This window comes from Micromonospora eburnea (genome assembly GCF_900090225.1).
Taxonomy (GTDB): Bacteria; Actinomycetota; Actinomycetes; order Mycobacteriales; family Micromonosporaceae; genus Micromonospora; species Micromonospora eburnea.
This window is the reverse complement of the sequence record NZ_FMHY01000002.1, coordinates 6755216-6777770: the sequence shown is the minus strand read 5'-3', so window position 1 is coordinate 6777770 and position 22555 is coordinate 6755216. Positions and strand designations below refer to the sequence as shown.

Sequence of the window (22555 nt, the reverse complement as noted above, 5' to 3'; positions counted from 1 at the left end):
GGAGCCCGACCCGATCTCGGCGGGGGCTACTTGTCGATGTCGCCGACCACGAAGAACATCGAGCCGAGGATGGCGATCAGATCGGGTACCAGGCAGCCGGGCAGCAGCGTGGCCAGCGCCTGCACGTTCGCGTACGAGGCGGTGCGCAGCTTGAGCCGCCACGGGGTCTTCTCGCCCCGGGAGACCAGGTAGTAGCCGTTGATGCCGAGCGGGTTCTCGGTCCACGCGTAGGTGTGCCCCTCGGGGGCCTTGACCACCTTGGGCAGCCGGGTGTTCACCGGCCCGGTGAGCCGGTCCACCCGGTCCAGGCACTGCTCGGCGAGGTCGAGTGAGGCGTACACCTGGTCGAGCAGCACCTCGAAGCGGGCGTGACAGTCCCCGGCGGTCTTGGTCACCACCGGCACGTCGAGCTGGTCGTACGCCAGGTAGGGCTCGTCCCGGCGCAGGTCCAGGTCCAGGCCGGAGGCCCGGGCGACCGGCCCGGACGCGCCGAACGCGGCGGCGTCGGCCGCCGACAGCACGCCCACCCCGACCGTACGGGCCAGGAAGATCTCGTTGCGCCGGATGAGCTGGTCCAGGTCGGGCATCCGCCGGCGTACCTCGCCGATGGCGGCCCGGGCCCGGCCCGTCCAGCCGGCCGGCACCTCCTCCTTCAGGCCGCCGACCCGGTTGAACATGTAGTGGATCCGGCCGCCGGAGACCTCCTCCATCACCGCCTGGAGGGTCTCCCGCTCGCGGAACGCGTAGAACATCGGGGTGATCGCGCCGATCTCCAGCGGGTACGAGCCGAGGAACATCAGGTGGTTGAGCACGCGGTTCAGCTCGGCCAACGCCATCCGCAGCCAGACCGCCCGCTCGGGTACCTCCATGCCCATCAGCCGCTCAACGGCCAGCACCACGCCCAGCTCGTTGGCGAACGCGGAGAGCCAGTCGTGCCGGTTGGCCAGCACGATGATCTGCCGGTAGTCGCGTACCTCGAAGAGCTTCTCCGCACCCCGGTGCATGTAGCCGATGATCGGCTCGGCGGAGACCACCCGCTCGCCGTCGAGCACCAGCCGCAGCCGCAGCACGCCGTGCGTGGACGGGTGCTGCGGCCCGATGTTCAGCACCATGTCGGTGCCGAGTTGCTCCCCGCCGGCGCCCGTGCCGACGGTCAGTTCGCGGAGGTCGCCGGCGTCCGTGGTCATGTCGGTCATCGTGCCATGACGGGATCGAAGGCGACGCCGACCGGTTGCAGCAGCCACCAGTGCCCGCCGAGGCCGGCCGGGTCGGTCAGTTCGGCCACCGCCGACGCGGCGGCCAGCGCCCGGACGTACCCGGCGGGGTCGCGGGAGGCCAGGCTCAGCGGTGGTCGCCCGCCGTCGGCCCCGAGCGCCCGCAGCGCCTCCCGCTGCGAGACCAGGGTGTACGCACACCGGGCGACCCGCTCACCGGCGGAGGCGGCCGAGTCCATTGCGACGTGCGCGGTGACGTCACACGACCCGTCCGGCACCGGCGGCACCTGCCGCCCGTCCCGGTACCCCGTCAACGTCCCGTCCACCGGCCGTCCCTCCCGCAGGTGCCCGTAGTCCACCGCCACGGCGACCCCCCGCTCAACCCTGCTGACCGCCTCCGCCCACGCGACATCCCGCCCCCGCCCAACCTCGACCCGCGCCCCCACCACCCCGTTGATCAAGAGGTTTGCGTCCGGTTCCGGCCCCCTGGGCGACGCGAACTCCTTGATCGACGATGTGGGGGTGGGCCACCAGTGGGTTAGCCAGGCGGTGTCCTCGGGGGTTAGTGGGGGGCCGGGTGATTCGCTGCCGGTCAGCGGGTCGACCAGGAGGTAACGCCAGCCGTCGGCGGTGTGCACGGCCAGGTCCAGGGGGACGTTGTCCAGCCACTCGGTCGCCACCAACAGCCCGATGATCCGTTCGGGGATCTCGTCGGTCCAGTGGACCTCCGCGGGCAGGTCGTCCGGGCGGGGCGCCCGTTCGACGGCGGTGAGGCGTATCCGGTCGGCGAGGGGGACCGGGGCTGTGGGCTCCCCGGAAACCCCCACGAGCAGCGCCCGAAGCAGCTCACCCCGGCCCGCGCCGACGTCCACCACGTCCAGACGGGGAGGGTGCCCCAGCACACGATCAACAGAGGTGAGCAGGCGCAGCAGGCAGGACGAGAACGCGGGAGTGGCGTGCACGCTGGTGCGGAAGTGGGCGGCCGGCCCGGCCCCGGAGACGAAGAAGCCGCCCGGCCCGTAGAGGGCCTGGTCCATCGCGTCCCGCCAGCGCACCGGGTTCATCCCGGCCAGATCTCCACCATCGGATCGGACGCCCGGAGCGCGTCGAGGTCGGGAGCCGCCCGCCCGGCGCGGGCGGCGATGTCCTGGACCGCCGCCCGGAACCCGTCGACCGTCTCACCGACCTCCATGAACTCGCCCGAGACGTGGGTGACCTCGAAATACAGGAACTTGTGCTCCTCCGGCGGCAGGGCGGAGACCGAGACGTGCTGAATCTCCGGCCAGGGCCAGCCGAACGAGTGGTCGCCGTCCTCCGTCCGGATGCCGACCTCGTCCACGATCACCCGTTCCGTCACATGCGGCACGGTAGCCGGTGTGGGGGCAGCCACACCGCCGGACCGGCCCGGCTGCGGGCCGGTGAAGGTTTTCACACATGCTTGTCCAGGTTCCGTGACACCGGCGCATACTTGCGATCGACCGGTACCCCCTTCGAGGACTGGATCGACTGTCATGAGCGCACCGCTGCGCCCGCGTCCGGCCGCCCTGCCCGGGGCCGCCGTACCGCCGGGCGGCGCCTCGAACGGCGCCCCGCTCGCCTTCCCCCGTACCCTCACCGTCGGCGTGCTCGGCGCCGGCCGGGTCGGTGCCGTGCTCGGCGCGGCCCTCGCCGCCGCCGGCCACCGGGTGGCCGCCGCCTCCGGCTCGTCCGGGGCCGCCCGGGCCCGGATGGCGCTGCTGCTGCCGCAGACCCCGAACCGTTCCGCGAGGTCGGTCGCCCGCGCGGCCGCCGACCTGCTGGTCGTGGCGGTACCCGACGACGCCCTGGCCGGCGTGGTCGCCGGCCTGGCCGAGGCCGGCGCGCTGCGCCCCGGCCAGGTGGTCGCACACACCTCCGGCGCGCACGGGCTGGCCGTCCTCGCCCCGGCCGCCGCGGTGGGCGCACGGCCACTCGCGCTGCACCCGGCGATGACCTTCACCGGTACGCCGGACGATCTGACCCACCTGGCCGGCATCTCGTACGGGGTGACCGCCCCGGCCGAACTACGGGCGTTCGCCGCCCGGCTGGTCGCCGACCTCGGCGGCGTGCCGGAGTGGGTGGCCGAGGCCGACCGCCCGCTCTACCACGCGGCGTTGGCGCACGGCGCGAACCACCTGGTGACCCTGGTCAACGAGGCGGTCGACCGGCTGCGCGACGCCGGGGTGGACCGGCCCGAGAAGGTGCTCGCCCCGCTGCTGCGGGCCGCCCTGGAGAACGCCCTGCGGCTCGGCGACGACGCGCTCACCGGCCCGGTCTCCCGGGGCGACGCGGGCACCGTACGCCGGCACCTGCGCAGGCTGGCGGCGACCGCGCCGGAATCCGTGCCCCCCTACCTGGCGTTGGCCCGAAGGAGCGCGGACCGCGCGATCGCGGCGGGCCGGCTGCGCCCGGCGGACGCGGAGTCGCTGCTGGACGTGCTGAGTGGGATCTACGGGGAGGTGGCCGCGTGACGGAGCTGGTGCACACGCGCAAGGAGCTGGCGGCGGCGCGGGACGGTCTGACCGGCACCGTCGGCGTGGTGATGACCATGGGCGCGCTGCACTCCGGGCACGAGACGCTGCTGCGGGCGGCCCGCGAGCGGGCCGACCACGTGATCGTCACGATCTTCGTGAACCCGCTCCAGTTCGGCCCGAACGAGGACTTCGACCGCTACCCGCGCACCCTCGACAACGACCTGGAGATCTGCCGGCGGGCCGGCGCGGACGTGGTCTTCGCCCCCGCCGTCTCCGACATGTACCCGGACGGCCAGCCGACGGTCCGGGTCGACCCGGGCCGGTTGGGCGAGGGCCTGGAGGGGCACAGCCGCCCCGGCTTCTTTCACGGGGTGCTCACCGTGGTGCTGAAGCTGCTCCACCTCACCCGCCCCGACCTGGCGTTCTTCGGCGAGAAGGACTACCAGCAGCTCACCCTGGTCCGGCGGATGGTCCGTGACCTGGACGTGCCGACCGAGATCGTCGGCGTGCCGACCGTACGCGAGCCGGACGGCCTGGCCCTGTCCAGCCGTAACCGCTACCTCTCGGTCGAGGAGCGGGCGGCGGCGCTGAGCCTGTCCGCCGCGCTGCGGGCCGGCGTCGAGGCCGCCGAGCAGGGCGCGGACGCGGGCGAGGTGCTGGCCGCCGCCCACCGGGCCTTCGACTCCGGTACGCCGGGCGCCCGCCTCGACTACCTGGTGCTCACCGACCCCGACCTGGAGCCGGACCCGCTCGCCGGCCCGGCGCGAATGCTGATCGCGGCCTGGTCCGGCACCACCCGGCTGATCGACAACGCGGCGATCCCGCTCGCCCCGCGTTCCTGACTCGTGCGAGAAAGGCATCCGATGCTGCGGACCATGCTCAAGTCGAAGATCCACCGGGCCACGGTGACCCAGGCCGACCTGCACTACGTCGGCTCGGTGACGGTGGACGAGGATCTGCTCGACGCCGCCGACCTGCTCCCCGGCGAGCTGGTCGCGATCGTGGACGTCACCAACGGGGCCCGGCTGGAGACGTACGTCATCCCGGGGCAGCGGGGCAGCGGGGTGATCGGCATCAACGGCGCCGCCGCGCACCTGGTGCACCCCGGTGACCTGGTGATTCTTATTTCGTACGGGCAGATGGACGACGCCGAGGCACGGACGTACCAGCCCCGGGTGGTGCACGTCGACGCGGACAACCGGGTGGTCGACCTGACCGCCGACCCGACCAGCGCCGCTCCCGGCACCGCCGGTGATCCGGTGCCCAACCCGTTCGCCGCCGCGCTGAACTGACCTCGGTTCGGGCCGTACGGTCTGTCACCGGAAGGTCATTCCCGGCTACCCTGGGCGCACCGTCGGATTGACGGTCGTCGGCTCGGGGAGGCCGCGATGCGCCGTGCGATGAGGACCCTGGTCGCCGTGTTGGTCGTGGCGGCCACCCTGTCCGGCTGCGCCGGGTCCGGCGGGCTGGACGGCGACCTCACCGACGACTGGGCGGCGCTGCCGCCGGCCGGGCCGTTCACCCCGGCGGCGGGGGTCTGCCAGGTGGCCGACTTCACCGCCACGGTCAGCCCGGCCGGGTACGACCCGGTGGGCTGCGAGCTGCCGCACCGGGTGGAGACGGTGCACGTGGGCGCCTTCACCGTCGACCGGGCCACCCCGCCGCCCCTCGCCTCCGCCGAGCTGCGTACGGCGTTCGCCGACTGCGACCGTCGGGTCAACGAATACGTCGGCGACAACTGGCGGGCCGGTCGGCTGCGGCTGGCCGTGGCGCTGCCCACCGGGCCCGGCTGGGCGGCCGGCTCCCGGTGGTACCGCTGCGACCTGGCCGAGCTGACCACGGTCGAGGCGGCGGCGCAGGTGGTGACCCGTACGGGCAGCCTGCGGGACGCGCTCAAGGGGCCGTCCGCGCTGCGGCTGGGCTGCCAGCGTACCGGTGGCGACGCCCGGCGGGTGCAGACGCTGACCCCGGTGGAGTGCGGCACCGCGCACGACGCCGAGTTCGTCGGGGTGTGGTCGGCGCCGGACCGCCCGTACCCGACGAAGGAGGCCGACTGGGTCCCCCTCTACGCCGGCTGCGGCACCGTTCTGGCGAGGTACGTCGGGGTGCCGGACGACGCGATGCTGCGGTTCCGCAGCGGTGTGGTGGTCCGACCGCCCGGCGCGGGTCGGTGGGCTGCCGGCGACCGGGGCGTCCGCTGCTACCTCTGGCTCAGCGACCGCACGGTGACCGCCTCGCTCAAGGGCGCCGGACCGGCCGGCCTGCCGGTACGGACGAAGTAGCTCGAACCACTCGTCCCGCCCCCGCCGCCCGGGGCGAGAAGCCTTCGGGTTGACTGTGCGCATGGACCTTCCGACCGTCGACCTGCCGGCCCTGCCCAGGCTGCTCGCCGCGCCCGCACCCGGCTGGGTGGAGACCACCGACGTGGTCGTCGTCGGCTCCGGGGTCGCCGGCCTGACCGCCGCGCTGCACCTGCGCGAGGCGGGTCTGCACGTCACTGTGGTCACCAAGGTCAACATGGATGAGGGGTCGACCCGCTGGGCGCAGGGCGGCATCGCCGCCGTGCTCGACCCGGCCGACACCCCGGCCGCCCACGCGTACGACACCGAGGTCGCCGGCGTCGGCCTGTGTGACCCGGCGGCGGTGCGGGTGCTGGTGGAGGAGGGCCCGACCCGGCTGCGCGAGCTGATGCGGATCGGGGCGGAGTTCGACCGGAACCCGGACGGCTCGCTGATGCTCACCCGGGAGGGCGGCCACCGGGCCGACCGGATCGTGCACGCCGGTGGTGACGCCACCGGTGCGGAGGTGCAACGGGCGCTGCACGCGGCCGTCCACCGCGACCCGTGGATCCGGCTGGTCGAGCACGCCCTGGTGCTGGACCTGCTGCGCGCGCCCGGCGACGGCCCGGACGGGCTCGGCCCGGCCTGCGGGATCACCCTGCACGTGCTCGGCGAGGGCAGCGAGGACGGCGTCGGCGCGATCCTGGCCCGGGCGGTGGTGCTGGCCACCGGCGGCATGGGGCAGATCTTCGCGGCCACGACCAACCCGGCGGTCTCCACCGGCGACGGGGTGGCGCTCGCCATGCGGGCCGGCGCGGCGGTAACCGACGTGGAGTTCGTCCAGTTCCATCCGACCGCGCTGATCGTGCCGACGGGGGCGCCGGGCGCGACGCGGGCCCAGCAGCCGCTGGTGTCCGAGGCGCTGCGCGGCGAGGGCGCCCACCTGATCGACGGGGACGGCAAGCGGTTCATGGTCGGCCAGCACGAGCTGGCCGAACTGGCCCCCCGGGACGTGGTCGCCAAGGGCATCCACCGGGTGCTGCTGGCCACCGGGGCGGACCACGTCTGGCTGGACGCCCGCCACCTGGGCGGGGACTTTCTGGCCCGGCGCTTCCCGACCATCGTCGCGTCCTGCCTGGCCATCGGGGTCGACCCGGCCACCGACCTGATCCCGGTCGCTCCGGCCGCCCACTACGCCTCCGGCGGCGTCCGTACCGACCTGCGCGGCCGCACCTCCATCCCCGGCCTGTACGCCTGCGGCGAGGTCGCCTGCACCGGCGTGCACGGCGCGAATCGGCTGGCCAGCAACTCACTGCTGGAGGGGCTGGTCTTCTCCCGCCGGATCGCCGAGGACATCGCCGCCGGCCTGCCGGAGCAGGCGAAGCCGGCCGAGACCGGAGCCTGGGTCGGTGGACAGGGCTGGGTGCTGCCGGCCGCCGGTACCCCGGCTCTGCAACGGGCGATGACCCGGGGCGCCGGGGTGCTCCGCTCGGCGGACACCCTCGCCGCGACCGCCGCCACCCTGACCGAGCTGGGCGAGGGCCGGGGCGTCCCGCGTACCGCCGACTGGGAGGCGACGAACCTGATCACCGTGGCGTCGACGCTGGTCGCCGCCGCGTACCGGCGCCGGGAGACCCGCGGCTGCCACTGGCGGGAGGACTTCCCGGCCGCCGACGACCGGTGGCTGGGCCACTTCGTCGGCGGGATCGGGGCGCAGGGCTCGCTGACCGAGCGGTGGGAGGAACTGCCGTGAGCGCGAGGAGTGAGCCGGCTTTGCGAGCCCCGCAGTCGCGAACAGAGGAGGCACCCGTGAGCGCGAGGAGTGAGCCGGTTTTGCGAGCCCCGCAGTCGCGAACAGAGGAGGCACCGTGAGGGAATCGACGGAGCGGGCGTTGCGGGCCGGGGGCCTGGACCCGGAGCGGGTACGGCGGGTGATCGTCGACGCGCTCACCGAGGACCTGGGCCCGGACTTCCTCGACGTCACCAGCGTCGCCACCATCCCCGGCGAGCAGAACGACACCGGTGACCTGGTCGCCCGCGCCGACGGCGTGGTGGCCGGGCTGCCCGTGGCGGCGGCCGTGTTCGAGCTGGTGGGCGAGGTGACCGGGGCGGAGCGTACGGTCGAGGTGTCGTTGGTGGCCCACGACGGGCAACGGGTGGCGCGCGGCGACGTGTTGGCCACGGTGACCGGCCCGACCCGGCTGCTGCTCACCGCCGAGCGGACCGCGCTCAACCTGCTCTGCCGGCTGTCCGGGGTGGCCACCCACACCCGGGCCTGGGCCGACGCCCTGGCCGGCACGAAGGCGACGGTCCTCGACACCCGCAAGACCACCCCCGGCCTGCGCGCTCTGGAGAAGTACGCGGTCCGCGCCGGCGGCGGCACCAACAAGCGGATGGGCCTGCACGACGTCGCCATGATCAAGGACAACCACAAGGTCGCGGCGGGTGGCATCGCCGCCGCCTACCGGCGGGTCCGGGAGGCGTTCCCGGACGTGCCGGTGCAGGTGGAGGTGGACACGCTGGCCGAGGCGGTGGAGGCGGTGGCGGCCGGCGCAGACTTCCTGCTGCTGGACAACATGACCCCGGCGCAGCTGCGCGAGGTGGTCGCCGCGGTGGGCGACCGGGCCGAGCTGGAGGCCACCGGTGGGCTGACGCTGCCGGTGGCGGCCGAGTACGGCGCGACCGGCGTGGACTACCTCTCGGTGGGCGCGCTCACCCATTCCTCGCCGATCCTGGACATCGCCCTGGATCTGAGGGCGGAATGAGCGTCCAGGACATGGCCTAGGCTGCCAGCGTGCTGCTCTGCATCGACATCGGAAACACCAACACCGTGCTGGCGACCTTCGACGGCGACAAGCTGGTGCACTCCTGGCGGATCAAGACCGATGCCCGTTCGACGGCGGACGAGTTGGGTCTGAAGTTCCGGGGGCTGCTGGCCGGTGACGCTGTGGAGATCACCGGGGTGGCCGCCTGCTCGACCGTGCCGGCCGCGTTGCGCTCGCTGCGTACGATGCTGTCCCGCTACTACGCGGACCTGCCGAGCGTGATCGTCGAGCCCGGCGTACGCACCGGGGTGCAGCTCGCCATCGACAACCCGAAGGAGGTCGGCGCGGACCGGGTGGTCAACACCCTGGCCGCGTACACCCTCTACGGCGGGCCGTCGATCGTGGTGGACTTCGGCACCACCACCAACTTCGACGTGATCAGCGGCCGGGGTGAGTTCCTTGGTGGCGCGTTCGCCCCGGGCATCGAGATCTCCTTCGACGCGCTCGCGGCCCGCGCCGCCCAGCTCCGCAAGGTGGAGGCGACCATGCCCCGCTCGGTGATCGGCAAGAACACCGTGGAGTGTCTACAGGCCGGGCTCTACTTCGGCTTCGCCGGCCAGGTGGACCGGATCGTCGAGCGGATGACCGAGGAGCTGGGCGAGGTGAAGGCGGTGATCGCCACCGGCGGCCTCGCCTCGCTGGTGCTCCACGAGTGTCACACGATCACCCACCACGAGCCGATGATCACCCTGATCGGCCTGCGCATGGTCTACGAACGCAACATCTGAGGTGCAAGGAAGGGCCCCCTCTTAACGCCTCCGGCAGAGCAGGGGCCCCCTCTTAACCACGGCGCCCAGTGAGCGGCGGCGCCCAGTGAGCAGCGGCGCCCGGCGCTCGGCGGCGCCCGGCGCTCAGCGGCGGCGGGAGCGGAAGACGAAGGTGCGGTAGGGGAGTTCGACGGTCTCCCGTCCCGTCAGGTCGGGGTGGGTGGCGAAGAGTTGCCGCAGCTCCCGGTCGACCCGGTCCCGCTCCTCCGCCGACGCGACGAGCCAGTAGGACCGGGTGTGCAGCATGCCGACCACCTCGTCGGGCGTCAGCGCGGTCGAATGGGAGAATTCGCCCACTTCGACCGGCTCAAAGGCGGACCCGAAGTCGCCGTACCTTTCGACCACGTTGCCCGCGTTGTCACCGAGGTGGGCGATCCGGGTCAGCTCCGCCACCCAGGCCACCCGCTCGTCCCGGAGGTTCCAGATCGGGGCGAAGACGCCGCCGGGTCGCAGCACCCGGGCGATCTCGGCGTGCGCGGGCTCCCTGTCGAACCAGTGGTACGCCTGCCCCACCAGCACCGCGTCCGCCGACCCGTCCGGCAGCGGCATTGCCTCGGCGGTGCCGGCCAGCGGCCTCGTGCCCGGGGTCGCGGCCGCCAGTTGCGCCCGCATCCCCGGATCCGGCTCGACGGGTACGAGGTCATGTCCGAGCGCGAGCACCCCGCGGGTGAGGATGCCGGTGCCCGCGCCGAGGTCCACCACCCGGGCCGGCGCGGTGAGGCCGTCGAGTGCCCAGCGCAGCGCCTGTTCGGGATAGCGGGGCCGGAACCGGTCGTAGTCGGCGGCGGCGACACCGAAGGAGAGCGCCTGAGTGGGGTCCGTCATGGGCGGCAGGTTATCCCGTAACGGCCGGCACGTGGCTTGAGTACGCTCATGGGCTGACCCGCCGATATCCCTCCAAGGCTTGAGGAAGCGTGCCGTGACCGAGCAGAACGCCCTGCCAGTAGACCCCGCCGACGACCTTCCGGAGCAGATGAAGGTCCGCCGGGAGAAGCGGGACCGGATGCTCGCCGAGGGCGTCGAACCGTACCCGATCGGCTACCCCCGGACCAGCACGCTGGCCCGGATCCGCGCCCAGTACGCCGAGCTGCCCACCGACACCGCCACCGGCGACCGGGTCTCGGTCACCGGCCGGGTGATTTTCGTACGCAACACCGGCAAGCTCTGCTTCGCCACCCTTCGGGACGGCGACGGCACCGAACTCCAGGCGATGCTCTCGCTGGACCGGGTCGGCGGGCAGCGGCTGGAGGACTGGAAGCGCCTGGTCGACCTCGGCGACCACGTCGGCGTCACCGGTGAGGTGATCACCAGCCGGCGCGGCGAGCTGTCGGTGCTGGTCGAGGAGTGGGCGGTCACCGCCAAGGCCCTGCGCCCGCTGCCGGTGGCGCACAAGCCGCTGAGCGAGGAGGCCCGGGTCCGCCAGCGCTACGTGGACCTGGTCGTCCGCGAGCAGGCGCGGCAGATGGTACGCACCCGGGCGGCCGCGGTCCGCAGCCTCCGTGACACCCTGCACGCGCAGGACTTCATCGAGGTGGAGACCCCGATGCTCCAGTTGCTGCACGGAGGCGCGGCGGCCCGCCCATTCGTGACCCACAGCAATGCGCTCAACACCGATCTGTATCTGCGAATCGCGCCGGAACTGTTTCTCAAGCGCGCTGTGGTGGGCGGCGTGGACCGGGTCTTCGAGATCAACCGCAACTTCCGTAATGAGGGCATCGACTCGTCGCACTCGCCCGAGTTCGCGATGCTCGAGGCCTACCAGGCGTACGGCGACTACAACACGATGGCCGAGCTGACTCGAAATCTTGTGCAGCAGGCGGCGATCGCGGTCGGCGGATCGACGGTGGTCACCCACGCCGACGGCCGGGAGTTCGATCTGGGCGGCGAGTGGCGCTCGGTGACACTGTTCGGTGTTCTTTCCGAAGCGCTCGGTGAGGAGGTCACCGTCCGCACCGAGAGGTCCCGGCTGGTCGAGTACGCCGACAAGGTCGGGCTGTCGGTCGACCCGAAGTGGGGTCCGGGCAAGCTGGCCGAGGAACTGTTCGAGGAACTAGTGGTGCCGTCGCTGCAGGCGCCCACCTTCGTGTGCGACTACCCGGAGGAGACCAGCCCGCTGACCCGGGCCCACCGCAGCGAGCCGGGACTGGCCGAGAAGTGGGACCTGTACGTCCTCGGTTTCGAGCTGGGCACCGCGTACTCCGAGCTGGTCGACCCGGTGGTGCAGCGGGAGCGGCTGGTGGCGCAGGCGCAGCTCGCCGCCCGCGGCGACGACGAGGCGATGCGACTCGACGAGGACTTCCTCCGGGCGATGGAGTACGGAATGCCGCCGGCCGGTGGTATGGGAATGGGAATCGACCGGCTCTTGATGGCGCTGACCGGCCTGGGAATTCGGGAAACCATCCTGTTCCCGTTGGTCCGGCCGGAGTAGCCGCCGGCCGTCTCCAGGTCGTTACCGCATCCTATTGACGAGACAAGCGGCGGGCGGGTTATTGTTCTCCTGTATTCGCAGGAGAACATCACCCTGCTCGAAAGGAATGTGGGACGTGGCCAAGCAGATCATCCACAAGCTGGTCGATGACCTGGACGGCGGGGACGCTGACGAGACCGTCAAGTTCGCCCTCGACGGCGTGCAGTACGAGATCGACCTGTCGGCGACGAACGCCGAGAAATTGCGTGATGTATTCGCTCAGTACATCGCGCACGGGACCAAGGTCGGTCGCGGTGGGGTGGTCGTCGGCGGCCGGGCCGCGCGTGGCCGGGGCGGCGCGACCGCCGACCGCGAGCAGAACAAGGCCATCCGCGCCTGGGCGAAGAAGGCCGGCAAGGACATCTCGGACCGGGGACGCATCCCGCAGGAGATCGTCGAGGAGTACCACGCGAAGGCGGGTCACTGATCACGACGACCCCGTAGCGGGCGACACGACGCCGGACCGGAGGCCACTCCGGGCCGGCGTCGCCGTTTCCGCCCCGGTGCGTCGTCTGGTCCGGTCCGGGGCGAGACGTGCCGGCCGCGTCGAACGCCCCCCGTGCGGGACGTGCGCCGCCGGTCGCGGGGGCCGGGCTGGGCGCGCTGGTCGTGGGCGGCGGGAGCCAGGTCGGGGGCGGGAAGAAAACCGCCGCGGGGCAGGTTGTCCACAGGCAGTGGAGATCCTGTCCACAGGTTGTGGATGACGGCGGCGGCGCCGAAGCCCCCGCCCCGAGCCCGGAAGACCTTCCGGAGGCCCCCGACCGGGCTTTTCCACCAACGGTCGAATTTCGCTCTGCGCGTACAGCTAGGGGTACCGGAACACCTGCTGAGCGTGGACGGTTGTCAGAAACGACGTGGGAACGGCCTTTCGCGGGGACACACGACCTCAGCGGAGTCGGTCCGCGGCGATAGAGTAAGGAGGCACGGACGCCCGTCCCGGACGTCCGCGCACCGGCCCCGCCAAGATCTTGACCATCAAGGCGCACGGCACGTGAGGAGCACGAGGGCATGTTCGAGCGGTTCACCGACCGAGCGCGACGGGTTGTCGTCCTGGCCCAGGAAGAGGCCCGGATGCTCAACCACAACTACATCGGTACGGAGCACATCCTGCTGGGCCTGATCCACGAGGGTGAGGGCGTCGCGGCCAAGGCCCTGGAGAGCCTCGGCATCTCCCTGGAGGGCGTCCGCCAGCAGGTCGAGGAGATCATCGGCCAGGGTCAGCAGGCGCCGAGCGGGCACATCCCGTTCACGCCGCGGGCCAAGAAGGTGCTGGAGCTGTCGCTGCGCGAGGCGCTGCAGCTCGGCCACAACTACATCGGCACGGAGCACATCCTGCTCGGCCTGATCCGTGAGGGCGAGGGCGTCGCCGCCCAGGTGCTGGTCAAGCTCGGCGCCGACCTCAACCGGGTCCGCCAGCAGGTGATCCAGCTGCTCTCCGGCTACCAGGGCAAGGAGCCGGCCGCCGCGGGCACCGCCCCGGGCGAGGCCGCGCCGTCGACCAGCCTGGTGCTGGACCAGTTCGGCCGCAACCTGACCCAGGCCGCCCGCGAGGGCAAGCTCGACCCGGTCATCGGGCGCGAGAAGGAAATCGAGCGGGTCATGCAGGTGCTCTCCCGCCGTACCAAGAACAACCCGGTCCTGATCGGCGAGCCCGGCGTTGGCAAGACCGCCGTGGTCGAGGGGCTGTCTCAGAAGATCATCAAGGGCGAGGTGCCCGAGACGCTGAAGGACAAGCACCTCTACACGCTCGACCTCGGTGCCCTGGTGGCCGGCTCCCGCTACCGCGGTGACTTCGAGGAGCGCCTCAAGAAGGTGCTCAAGGAGATCCGCACCCGCGGCGACATCATCCTGTTCATCGACGAGATCCACACCCTGGTGGGTGCGGGTGCCGCCGAGGGCGCGATCGACGCGGCCAGCATCCTCAAGCCGATGCTGGCCCGTGGCGAGCTGCAGACCATCGGCGCCACCACGCTCGATGAATACCGCAAGCACCTGGAGAAGGACGCCGCTCTCGAGCGCCGGTTCCAGCCGATCCAGGTGGGTGAGCCGTCGCTGGCCCACACCATCGAGATCCTCAAGGGCCTGCGGGACCGCTACGAGGCGCACCACCGCGTCTCGATCACGGACGCGGCGCTCGTCGCGGCCGCGACTCTGGCCGATCGATACATCTCCGACCGGTTCCTGCCCGACAAGGCGATCGACCTGATCGACGAGGCCGGTGCCCGGATGCGGATCCGCCGGATGACCGCGCCGCCAGACCTGCGTGACTTCGACGAGCGCATCGCCCAGGTGCGCCGCGACAAGGAGTCCGCGATCGACGCGCAGGACTTCGAGCGGGCCGCTCAGCTCCGCGACAAGGAGAAGCAGCTGCTCGGCCAGAAGGCTCAGCGGGAGAAGGAGTGGAAGGCCGGCGACCTGGACGTCGTCAGCGAGGTCGACGACGAGCAGATCGCCGAGGTGCTCGGCAACTGGACCGGCATCCCGGTCTACAAGCTGACCGAGGAGGAGACCTCGCGCCTGCTGCGCATGGAGGACGAGCTGCACAAGCGCGTCATCGGCCAGGAGGACGCGGTCAAGGCGGTCTCGAAGGCGATCCGGCGTACCCGGGCCGGCCTGAAGGACCCGAAGCGCCCGTCCGGCTCGTTCATCTTCGCCGGCCCGTCCGGTGTCGGTAAGACCGAGCTGTCCAAGGCGCTCGCCGAGTTCCTGTTCGGCAGCGAGGACGCCCTCATCCAGCTGGACATGTCCGAGTTCCACGACCGGTACACGGTCTCCCGGCTGGTGGGTGCCCCGCCCGGCTACGTCGGCTACGACGAGGGCGGGCAGCTGACCGAGAAGGTGCGTCGCCGGCCGTTCTCGGTGGTCCTCTTCGACGAGATCGAGAAGGCCCACCCGGACGTGTTCAACACGCTCCTCCAGATCCTGGAGGACGGGCGGCTCACCGACGGCCAGGGCCGGATCGTGGACTTCAAGAACACGGTCATCATCCTGACCACCAACCTCGGTACGCGCGACGTCGCGAAGGCGGTCTCGCTGGGCTTCCAGGCCTCTGAGGACTCCGAGTCCAACTACGACCGGATGAAGCAGAAGGTCAACGACGAGCTCAAGCAGCACTTCCGGCCCGAGTTCCTGAACCGGATCGACGACACCATCGTCTTCCACCAGCTGCGTGAGCAGGAGATCCTCTCGATCGTGGACATCATGATCCAGCGGATCGAGACCCAGCTGCGCAACAAGGACATGGGCCTGGAGCTGACCGACAACGCCAAGAAGTACCTGGCGAAGAAGGGCTTCGACCCGGTGCTGGGCGCGCGGCCGCTGCGCCGCACGATCCAGCGCGACATCGAGGACAACCTCTCCGAGCGGATCCTCTTCAACGAGCTGACCCCGGGTCAGATCGTGGTGGTGGACTGCGACGGCGACCCGAGCAACGTCGACAAGTCCAAGCTCGTCTTCCGGGGCACCGACCGGCCGGTGGCCGTGCCGGACGCCGTCCCGGCGGACCTTGGTGGCGCGGCCACCGCGGGTGCGGACGACGCGGCGTAACGCTGGGCAGATGTGACAGGGCGACGGCCCCGGTAGGCGAGAGCCACCGGGGCCGTCGCCTTTCCGGCCGTCGGCCCGCGCCTCGGCTCTGATCGACTCGCTGTGCGGCAAGGTGTGGTCTCGGTGGTGCCGGAGACCGCCAGTTGCCGCAAGCTGAGTGGATCAAGATGCGGCGTGCCGTGCCCGGCTGGTCAGGCGTGGGGGAGGGGGACCGGGGGGCCGTCGCCGATCAGGCGGAAGGACTCCTCACCGACCGGCTCGACCAGGCCATCGGTGACCAGCCCGGCCAGGGCCCGGGCGCGCTGCACGTCGTCGTGCCAGACCTGGTCCAGCCGCTGGTGCGGCACCGGGCCGGTCGCCTCGCGGAGGACCGCGAGCAGCAGGCCGCGTACCTGGCGGTCGGTGCCGGCGTAGCGCTGGGGGCGGCGGGTCGGGCCGGCCGGCGCCTCCTGGCCGGACGCCCGCCAGGCGCAGACCGCCTCGACCGGGCATACCGCGCAGCGCGGCGCGCGGGCGGTGCAGACCACCGCGCCGAGTTCCATGAAGGCGGCACTGGCCAGGGCCGCCGCGGCCGGCTCGGCGGGCAGCAGCTCCTCGGTGGCGACCAGGTCGGCGGGGCGGGTGGCCGGGCCGGCGTCCGGCTCGCCGGCGATCGCCCGGCACACCACCCGGCGTACGTTGGTGTCGACCACCGGGTGCCGCTGCCCGAAGGCGAACGCCGCCACCGCCCGGGCCGTGTACGTCCCGACGCCCGGCAGCGCCAGCAACTGGTCCAGCCGATCCGGCACCTCGCCACCGTGCCGTTCGACGATCGCCACCGCGCAGTCCCGCAGCCGTACCGCCCGGCGGGGATAGCCGAGCCGTCCCCACATCCGGATCGCCTCGGCCGGGGTGTCCTCGGCCAGCGCCAGCGGCACCGGCCATCGGGCCAGCCACGCCTCCCAGGCGGGCAGCACCCGGACCACCGGCGTCTGCTGGAGCATGACCTCGCTGACCAGGATCGCCCACGCGCCGATGCCCGGCTCGCGCCACGGCAGGTCGCGGGCGTTCCGCTCGTACCAGCGGCTGACCAGGGTGGCGAAGGTGGGCTCGGTCATGGCGCTGCCGATCATGTCATGGCTGGCTTTCCCGCAGGATGGGCGGGCGGGGCAGGCCCCTCCGACCGCCCGGGAACCGGCGGGGCAGAATGTCCGGATGAACGAGCTCGCGATCACCGTCATCGGCCGGGACCGGCCGGGCATCGTGGCCGACGTCGCCGAAGCGCTCGCGCGGCTCGGCGCGAACCTCACCGACTCCACGATGACCCGGTTGCGGGGCCACTTCGCGATGACCCTGATCTGCGTGGGCCCGGCCGCCGCCGATGTCGAGGCCGCGCTGGCCCCGCTCGCCGCCGACGGCCAGCTCCTGGCCACCGTACGCCCGGTCACCCCGGACGGGCAGACGCCGCCGCCGGGCGAGCCGTACGTGCTGGCCGTGCACGGCGCCGACCGGATGGGCATCGTCGCCGCGATGACCCGGGTGCTGGCCGACGCGGGCGGCAACGTCACCGATCTGAGCACCCGGCTGACCGGCTCCCTCTACGTGGTGGTCGCCGAGGTCGAGCTGCCGCCGGGCAGTTCCGACGAGGTGGCCGGCCGGCTCGCCCGTACCGCTGCCGATCTCGGCGTGGGCGTCAGCCTCCGCCCGGCGGACCCGGACCTGCTGTGACCGCCGAGTACGTCGGCCTGGGCGACTGGACCCCGGAGGCGCTGGAGGTCGCGGGTGAGGTACGGCCGGTGGTGGTCGCACCCGATCCGGTGCTCAGCCGGCCCGGGCCGGAGGTCGATCCGACCTCGGACGAGGTGGTCCGCCTCGCCGCCGACCTGATCGCCACGATGCGCGTGTCGCCGGGCTGCGTGGGCCTCGCCGCGCCGCAGGTGGGGGTGGGCGCGCAGGTGTTTGCGGTGAACGTCACCGGCCATCCGAAGGCGGTCACCGTGCACGGCACGTTCGTGCTCTGCAACGCGAAGGTGGTCGAGGCGACCCGCTGGAAGGCCGGGCGGGAGGGCTGCATGTCGGTGCCCGACCTGACCGGTGACGTGAAGCGGGCCAGCCGGCTGGTCGTCGAGGGGGTACTCCCGGGCACCGGTGTGCCGGTACGGCTGGTCACCGACGGCTTCGAGGCGCGGGCGCTCCAGCACGAGATCGACCATTGTGCCGGTCTGCTCTTCCTCGACCGGGTGGCCGGTGCCCATTCCGTCTACCAGCGCAAGGTCTATCTCTGATCGATCGGGGGTCCTGGGTGTCCGTCGTGGCGCTGCGCGCCCGCCCGGAGCCGTTCGGTGACCATGGCGGGTCGAGTGTGGACGGCTGGTCGGGCACGACTGATCCGCACCGGCGCGTCGTTCCCCACGCCTCGCGTCGCGCGACTACGGTGAACGCATCATGCGTCTGACGGTCGGCCCCCTGCCACCCGCCGTGTATTGGCGGCGTCGCGCCGTCGTACTCGGAGCGGGGCTTCTATTCCTGATTGTCCTGCTTTATTCCTGCACCGGTCCGAAGCGTAAACCGACCGGCGCGATCGGTGCCGATCCCACGGCAACGGCGTCCGCCGCCGCGACCCCAAAGCCGACCGCCACGGTGCTGACTCCGAAGTCCGGCAGTCCGTCCCCGACACCGGGGGACTCCGGTGGCGGCGCGGACGGCGGCTCGGACGGTGGGCAGGGCGGCCCGGCGGGCGGCGACACCGGGACGGACGACGCCTCGGGCGCCCCGGTGGCCGACGACGGGACCTGCACCGACTCGGAGATCCGGGCGACTCCGGTGGCGCTGCCGGCCACCGCCCAGCGGGGCACGGTGGTCACCCTGCGGTTCAAGATCAAGAACGTGTCGGACCGCACCTGCAGCCGCGACGTCGGCTCCGGCGCACAGGAGTTGTACATCAAGGCGGGCGCCGAGACGGTCTGGTCCTCGGACACCTGTGGCACCGCCAGGGAGTCGGACGTCCAGTCGTTCACCCCGAACTTCGAGCGCTCCTACCAGCTCGGCTGGAACGGCCGGTACAGCAACCGCTGCGCGAACGGGCTCGCCGCCGGCGACTTCGTCCCCGCTGGCAACTACCAGGTCTTCGCGCGGCTGGGCACCAAGATCAGCGACCCGGTGAAGCTGACCATCACCAACTGACCGGCGACCGCGCCGGCCTCGACCGGGCCGGCGGGTGGCGGCTCAGACGTACCGCTCCAGGATGGACGCCTCGGCGAGCCGGGACAGCCCCTCGCGGACGCCCCGGGCCCGGGCATCGCCCACCCCCTCGACGGCCTGGAGATCCTCCACGGTGGCACCGAGCAGCCGCTGGAGGCTGCCGAAGTGCACCACCAGCCGGTCCACCACGGCCGCGGGCAGCCGGGGCACCTTGGCCAGCAGACGGAAACCCCGCGGGCTCACCGCCGCGTCGAGGGCGTCGGAGGCGGACGGGTAGCCGATCGCCTTGGACACCGCGACCAGATCGATCAGCTCGGTGGCGCTGAGTAGATCCAGCTCGACCAGCGCCTCGTCGAGGGTGCGCGACTTCCGGCCGACCGGGAGATAGTCCCGGATGACCAGGGTGCGGTCGGCGTCGACGCCGGCCATCAGCTCGTCGAGCTGGAGGGCGAGCAGCCGGCCGTCGGTGCCCAGCTCCACCACGTACCCGGCGATCTCGTCGGCGATCCGGCGGACCATCTCCAGCCGCTGCACCACCGCCACCGCGTCGCGTACGGTGACCAGGTCCTCGATCTCCAGGGCGGAGAGGGTGCCGGAGACCTCGTCGAGGCGGAGCTTGTAACGCTCAAGGGTGGCCAGGGCCTGGTTGGCCCGGGACAGGATCGCCGCCGAGTCGTCCAGCACGTGCCGCTGGCCGTTGACGTAGAGGCTGATGATCCGCATGGACTGGCTGACCGAGATGACCGGGTAGCCGGTCTGCCGGGCGACCCGTTCCGCGGTGCGGTGCCGGGTGCCGGACTCCTCGGTGGGGATGGACGGGTCGGGCATCAGGTGCACACCCGCCTGCACGATCCGGGTGCCGTCGTTGGAGAGCACCACCGCGCCATCCATCTTGCACAGCTCACGGACCCGGGTCGCGGAGAACTCGACGTCCAGCGGGAAGCCGCCGGTGCAGATCGAGTCGACCACCTTGTCGTAGCCGAGGACGATCAGCGCGCCGGTGCGACCGCGCAGGATGCGCTCCAGACCGTCCCGCAGGGCGGTACCCGGCGCCATCAGGGCGAGGTTGGCCCGCAGCGGGTCCCCGCCGGCCCCGCCCACGCTCCCGGTCACGGTCACGCTGATCGGACGGGAGGAACCCACGGCGCCGGTGCGGGCGTGCGGCGTCGTCGCGGCGGGCTTGGTGGCATCGCGGTCGATCGGCACGGGCACAGTCTACGGACTGCCCTGCGGTGGGTGCTCTCGTGGTTACTGTGATGTGTCACGATGTCCGGCTTCTCCGGTCGGCGAGCCGGTACGCCCGCTGTCCGGAATCGCCCAGCCGGTCCCGCCGTACGCTCACCGTGGGTCACTCGGCGGAAGCGCGGGCGGCAGCCTGGAGTGCCCCGCGCACGTCGGTGACCTCGATCACCCGCATGTTCTCCGGGGCCACCCCACTGCTGCCCGGCCCGCAGCCGGGCGGCACCAGCGCCAGCCGGAAGCCGAGCCGGGCCGCCTCGGCCAGCCGGCGGGGCACCGCCCCGACCCGGCGTACCTCGCCGGTGAGACCGACCTCGCCGATCGCCACCAGGTGCGGGGCGATGGCCAGGTTGAGGCCACCGGAGGCGACCGCGAGCGCCACGGCCAGGTCGGCGGCCGGCTCCACCACCCGGATGCCGCCGACCGTGGCGGCGAAAACCTCGCGGTCGTGCAGGGCGAGCCGCTCGGTGCGCCGCTGGAGCACCGCCAGCACCATCGCCAGCCGCGCCCCGTCCAGCCCGGAGACCGTACGCCGTGGCGAGCCGGCGACCGTGGCGCCGATCAGTGCCTGCACCTCGGTCACCAGGGCGCGCCGCCCCTCCATCGCCACGGTCACACAGGTGCCCGGCACCGGCTCCGCGTAGCGGGTGAGGAAGAGCCCCGACGGGTCGGCCAGGCTGCTGATGCCCCCCTCGTGCATCTCGAAGCAGCCCACCTCGTCGGCCGCGCCGAACCGGTTCTTCACCCCCCGGACCATGCGCAGCGACGAGTGCTTGTCGCCCTCGAAGTGCAGCACCACGTCGACCAGGTGCTCCAGCACCCGGGGGCCGGCGACCTGGCCGTCCTTGGTCACGTGGCCGACCAGCACGGTGGCGACGCCGCGCTCCTTGGCGATCGCCACCAGGGCCGCGGTGACCGCCCGGACCTGGGTGACCCCGCCCGGCACGCCCTCCGCCCCGGTGGTCGAGATGGTCTGCACCGAGTCGAGCACCAGCAGCCCCGGCTTGACCGCGTCGAGGTGGCCGAGCACCGCCGACAGGTCGCTCTCGGCGGCCAGGTAGAGCTGCTCGTGCAGGGTGCCCATCCGCTCGGCGCGCAGCCGCACCTGACTGACCGACTCCTCGCCGCTGACCACCAGCGACGGGCTGCCCGCGTTGGCCGCCCACTGCTGGGCCACGTCGAGCAGCAGGGTCGACTTGCCGACCCCGGGCTCACCGGCGAGCAGCACCACCGCGCCGGGAACCAGGCCGCCGCCGAGCACCCGGTCGAGCTCGCTGACCCCGGTGGGGCGGGCCCGGGCCGGCGCGGCGCTGATGGTGGCGATCGGTCGGGCCGGCTCGGCGGGCATCCGGGAACTGACCACCCGGCCGGAGACCAGTGGCCCGGTGACGGTGCACTCGACCACCGAGCCCCACTCGCCGCACTCCGGGCAGCGCCCAACCCACTTGGGCGGCTGGTGGCCGCAGGCGTCGCACTCGTACGCCGGGCGCGGCTCCCGGGCGGCGCCGCGGCCGCGACCGGTGGTGGTGGCGCGGGGGGAGGTCGATCGGGACGTGCTCACCCCAGGACGCTAACCGGACGGTACGACGAAAGCCCACCCGAAAACGGCGACACCGCCGGCGTGGCGATGGCCACACCGGCGGTGCCGGGGATGTTCAGTCGGCTGGTCAGCGGTGTCCGCCACCCTCGATGCCGCCCGCGGGGCCCGCCTCCTCGCGGGGGTGGACGACCGGCGAGGGCGGCGCGGCCGGGGTGAGCGGCACGCCGATCGGCGCCCCGGTGCGGATGACGTTGCCGTCGCCGAAGTCGAAGGTCAGGCTGACCTGCTGGCCGGTGAGCAGCTTCTCGTGCAGGCCGACGAGCTGAAGGAAGCGGTCGCTGCCGGGGCTGAGCTGGGCGAATCCCTTGGCCGGGATCTCGATCCGGGCCGGCAGGCTGGGCGCGGCCGACTCACTCGGCGAGGCCGACGGAGAGGCGGGCTCGCCCGAACCCAGCGCCTCGCTCGGCGAGGCGTTCGGGGCGCTCGGGAAGGGCGACGCGGTGGCCGGCTCGGTCGGGGAGTTGGTCGGGCTCGCCTGCGGGCCGGCAGCGTCGGCGCCGGTGAGCACGATGTCGCGGGCGCTGTCCGTGGTCACGGTCACGGTGACCGGGTTCTTGCTGTCGTTGTAGATGACGACGTCGAGCGGGGCGTTGGCGCCCGCCTGGTAGCCCTCGGTGCCCGGGTACAGGACGTGCAGGCCGCGCACCAGGAAGTTGAAGTCGGGGGTCTGGACGTTGACACCCTGCACCGACGGGACCTTGATGGAGGTCTCGGCCACCTGGCCGGCGCCGCACCCGGACAGCAGCAGGCTCGCCGCCGCCGCCGTACCGGCCAGCAGCAGGGCCGCCCGTCCGGAACCCCTGATCGAGCGCGTCACGTCGGTCCTCCTCGTCACGATCCCCACCCGGCCGTACGCCGGGCGCGGGGTGGCCATACCCGCGCAGACCGCGCTCCAGGGTAGTTGGACCTGATCGAGGCCCGAACGCCGACCCGGCAATGCCACCCT

Annotated in this window: 21 protein-coding genes; 13 read left to right on the top strand and 8 right to left on the bottom strand. The window is 72.5% G+C overall.

Features of this window, described 5'->3' with window-relative positions; all coding sequences use genetic code 11:
* Positions 1-26: 26 nt before the first annotated feature.
* From GA0070604_RS29675 to GA0070604_RS29665, 3 genes are read right to left on the bottom strand one after another with little or no spacing between them, the layout of a single operon-like run.
* A complete protein-coding gene (locus GA0070604_RS29675) occupies positions 27-1196 on the bottom strand; it encodes an NADH-quinone oxidoreductase subunit D (protein ID WP_208602193.1) in 1170 nt (389 codons plus the stop codon).
* Complete coding sequence (locus GA0070604_RS29670; RefSeq protein ID WP_091126068.1) at positions 1193-2278, bottom strand: SAM-dependent methyltransferase; 1086 nt, start codon at positions 2276-2278, stop codon at positions 1193-1195. Before GA0070604_RS29670 ends, GA0070604_RS29675 begins: the two co-directional genes overlap by 4 nt.
* On the bottom strand, positions 2275-2571 hold the full coding sequence (locus tag GA0070604_RS29665; RefSeq protein WP_091126066.1) for a hypothetical protein: 297 nt from the start codon (positions 2569-2571) through the stop codon (positions 2275-2277). Before GA0070604_RS29665 ends, GA0070604_RS29670 begins: the two co-directional genes overlap by 4 nt.
* A gap of 154 nt (positions 2572-2725) precedes the next feature.
* On the opposite strand from GA0070604_RS29665, the gene GA0070604_RS29660 reads away from it, so the two are divergent.
* From GA0070604_RS29660 to GA0070604_RS29630, 7 genes are all read left to right on the top strand, one after another.
* Positions 2726-3703, top strand: coding sequence for a Rossmann-like and DUF2520 domain-containing protein (locus GA0070604_RS29660; RefSeq protein WP_091126065.1), 978 nt, complete (start codon positions 2726-2728; stop codon positions 3701-3703).
* Positions 3700-4548: a pantoate--beta-alanine ligase gene (gene panC / locus GA0070604_RS29655; RefSeq protein ID WP_091126064.1), complete on the top strand. Its 849-nt coding sequence runs from the start codon at positions 3700-3702 to the stop codon at positions 4546-4548. The genes GA0070604_RS29660 and panC overlap by 4 nt, the downstream gene beginning before the upstream one ends.
* Positions 4549-4569: 21 nt before the next feature.
* The gene (panD, locus tag GA0070604_RS29650) at positions 4570-4998 is read left to right on the top strand and encodes an aspartate 1-decarboxylase (protein ID WP_091126062.1); all 429 of its coding nucleotides are present in this window, start codon (positions 4570-4572) and stop codon (positions 4996-4998) included.
* Positions 4999-5094: 96 nt separating this feature from the next.
* Positions 5095-5988 (top strand): septum formation family protein, encoded by an 894-nt coding sequence (locus tag GA0070604_RS29645; RefSeq protein WP_091126059.1) that lies wholly within the window; start codon positions 5095-5097, stop codon positions 5986-5988.
* 61 nt (positions 5989-6049) lie between these two features.
* Positions 6050-7738 carry an L-aspartate oxidase gene (locus GA0070604_RS29640; RefSeq protein ID WP_091126055.1) on the top strand — a complete coding sequence of 563 codons (1689 nt, stop codon included), beginning with the start codon at positions 6050-6052 and terminating at the stop codon, positions 7736-7738.
* 115 nt (positions 7739-7853) lie between these two features.
* Positions 7854-8750, top strand: a complete 897-nt coding sequence (gene nadC / locus GA0070604_RS29635; RefSeq protein WP_091126053.1) for a carboxylating nicotinate-nucleotide diphosphorylase — start codon at positions 7854-7856, stop codon at positions 8748-8750.
* Between the two features lie 29 nt (positions 8751-8779).
* Positions 8780-9538 carry a type III pantothenate kinase gene (locus tag GA0070604_RS29630; RefSeq protein WP_091126050.1) on the top strand — a complete coding sequence of 253 codons (759 nt, stop codon included), beginning with the start codon at positions 8780-8782 and terminating at the stop codon, positions 9536-9538.
* Positions 9539-9661: 123 nt separating this feature from the next.
* Here the strand turns inward: GA0070604_RS29630 and GA0070604_RS29625 are convergent, their stop codons facing one another.
* Complete coding sequence (locus GA0070604_RS29625) at positions 9662-10402, bottom strand: class I SAM-dependent methyltransferase (RefSeq protein ID WP_091126045.1); 741 nt, start codon at positions 10400-10402, stop codon at positions 9662-9664.
* 94 nt (positions 10403-10496) lie between these two features.
* Here GA0070604_RS29625 and lysS point away from each other — a divergent pair, with 94 nt between their 5' ends.
* The 3 genes from lysS (at position 10497) to GA0070604_RS29610 (ending at position 15590) form a co-directional block, all read left to right on the top strand.
* Entirely contained in the window at positions 10497-12005 is a 1509-nt protein-coding gene (gene lysS, locus GA0070604_RS29620) for a lysine--tRNA ligase (RefSeq protein WP_091126041.1), read from the top strand.
* Positions 12006-12120: 115 nt separating this feature from the next.
* The gene (locus GA0070604_RS29615; RefSeq protein WP_091127507.1) at positions 12121-12471 is read left to right on the top strand and encodes a histone-like nucleoid-structuring protein Lsr2; all 351 of its coding nucleotides are present in this window, start codon (positions 12121-12123) and stop codon (positions 12469-12471) included.
* 581 nt (positions 12472-13052) lie between these two features.
* The gene (locus GA0070604_RS29610; RefSeq protein ID WP_091126037.1) at positions 13053-15590 is read left to right on the top strand and encodes an ATP-dependent Clp protease ATP-binding subunit; all 2538 of its coding nucleotides are present in this window, start codon (positions 13053-13055) and stop codon (positions 15588-15590) included.
* 191 nt (positions 15591-15781) lie between these two features.
* Here the strand turns inward: GA0070604_RS29610 and GA0070604_RS29605 are convergent, their stop codons facing one another.
* A complete protein-coding gene (locus GA0070604_RS29605) occupies positions 15782-16687 on the bottom strand; it encodes an HhH-GPD family protein (protein WP_091127506.1) in 906 nt (301 codons plus the stop codon).
* Positions 16688-16784: 97 nt separating this feature from the next.
* Here GA0070604_RS29605 and GA0070604_RS29600 point away from each other — a divergent pair, with 97 nt between their 5' ends.
* The 3 genes from GA0070604_RS29600 (at position 16785) to GA0070604_RS29590 (ending at position 18752) form a co-directional block, all read left to right on the top strand.
* Positions 16785-17297: a glycine cleavage system transcriptional repressor gene (locus tag GA0070604_RS29600; protein WP_091126033.1), complete on the top strand. Its 513-nt coding sequence runs from the start codon at positions 16785-16787 to the stop codon at positions 17295-17297.
* Positions 17294-17854: a peptide deformylase gene (locus tag GA0070604_RS29595; RefSeq protein ID WP_091126029.1), complete on the top strand. Its 561-nt coding sequence runs from the start codon at positions 17294-17296 to the stop codon at positions 17852-17854. Before GA0070604_RS29600 ends, GA0070604_RS29595 begins: the two co-directional genes overlap by 4 nt.
* Before the next feature lie 160 nt (positions 17855-18014).
* Positions 18015-18752, top strand: a complete 738-nt coding sequence (locus GA0070604_RS29590; RefSeq protein WP_091126025.1) for a hypothetical protein — start codon at positions 18015-18017, stop codon at positions 18750-18752.
* 42 nt (positions 18753-18794) lie between these two features.
* Here the strand turns inward: GA0070604_RS29590 and disA are convergent, their stop codons facing one another.
* The 3 genes from disA to GA0070604_RS29575 all read right to left on the bottom strand — a co-directional run bounded on the left by disA (position 18795) and on the right by GA0070604_RS29575 (position 22426).
* Positions 18795-19976 (bottom strand): DNA integrity scanning diadenylate cyclase DisA, encoded by a 1182-nt coding sequence (disA, locus tag GA0070604_RS29585; RefSeq protein WP_091126022.1) that lies wholly within the window; start codon positions 19974-19976, stop codon positions 18795-18797.
* A 142-nt stretch (positions 19977-20118) separates the two neighbouring features.
* The gene (gene radA, locus GA0070604_RS29580; RefSeq protein WP_091126019.1) at positions 20119-21570 is read right to left on the bottom strand and encodes a DNA repair protein RadA; all 1452 of its coding nucleotides are present in this window, start codon (positions 21568-21570) and stop codon (positions 20119-20121) included.
* A gap of 106 nt (positions 21571-21676) precedes the next feature.
* On the bottom strand, positions 21677-22426 hold the full coding sequence (locus GA0070604_RS29575; protein WP_091127505.1) for a copper chaperone PCu(A)C: 750 nt from the start codon (positions 22424-22426) through the stop codon (positions 21677-21679).
* Positions 22427-22555 lie beyond the last annotated feature (129 nt).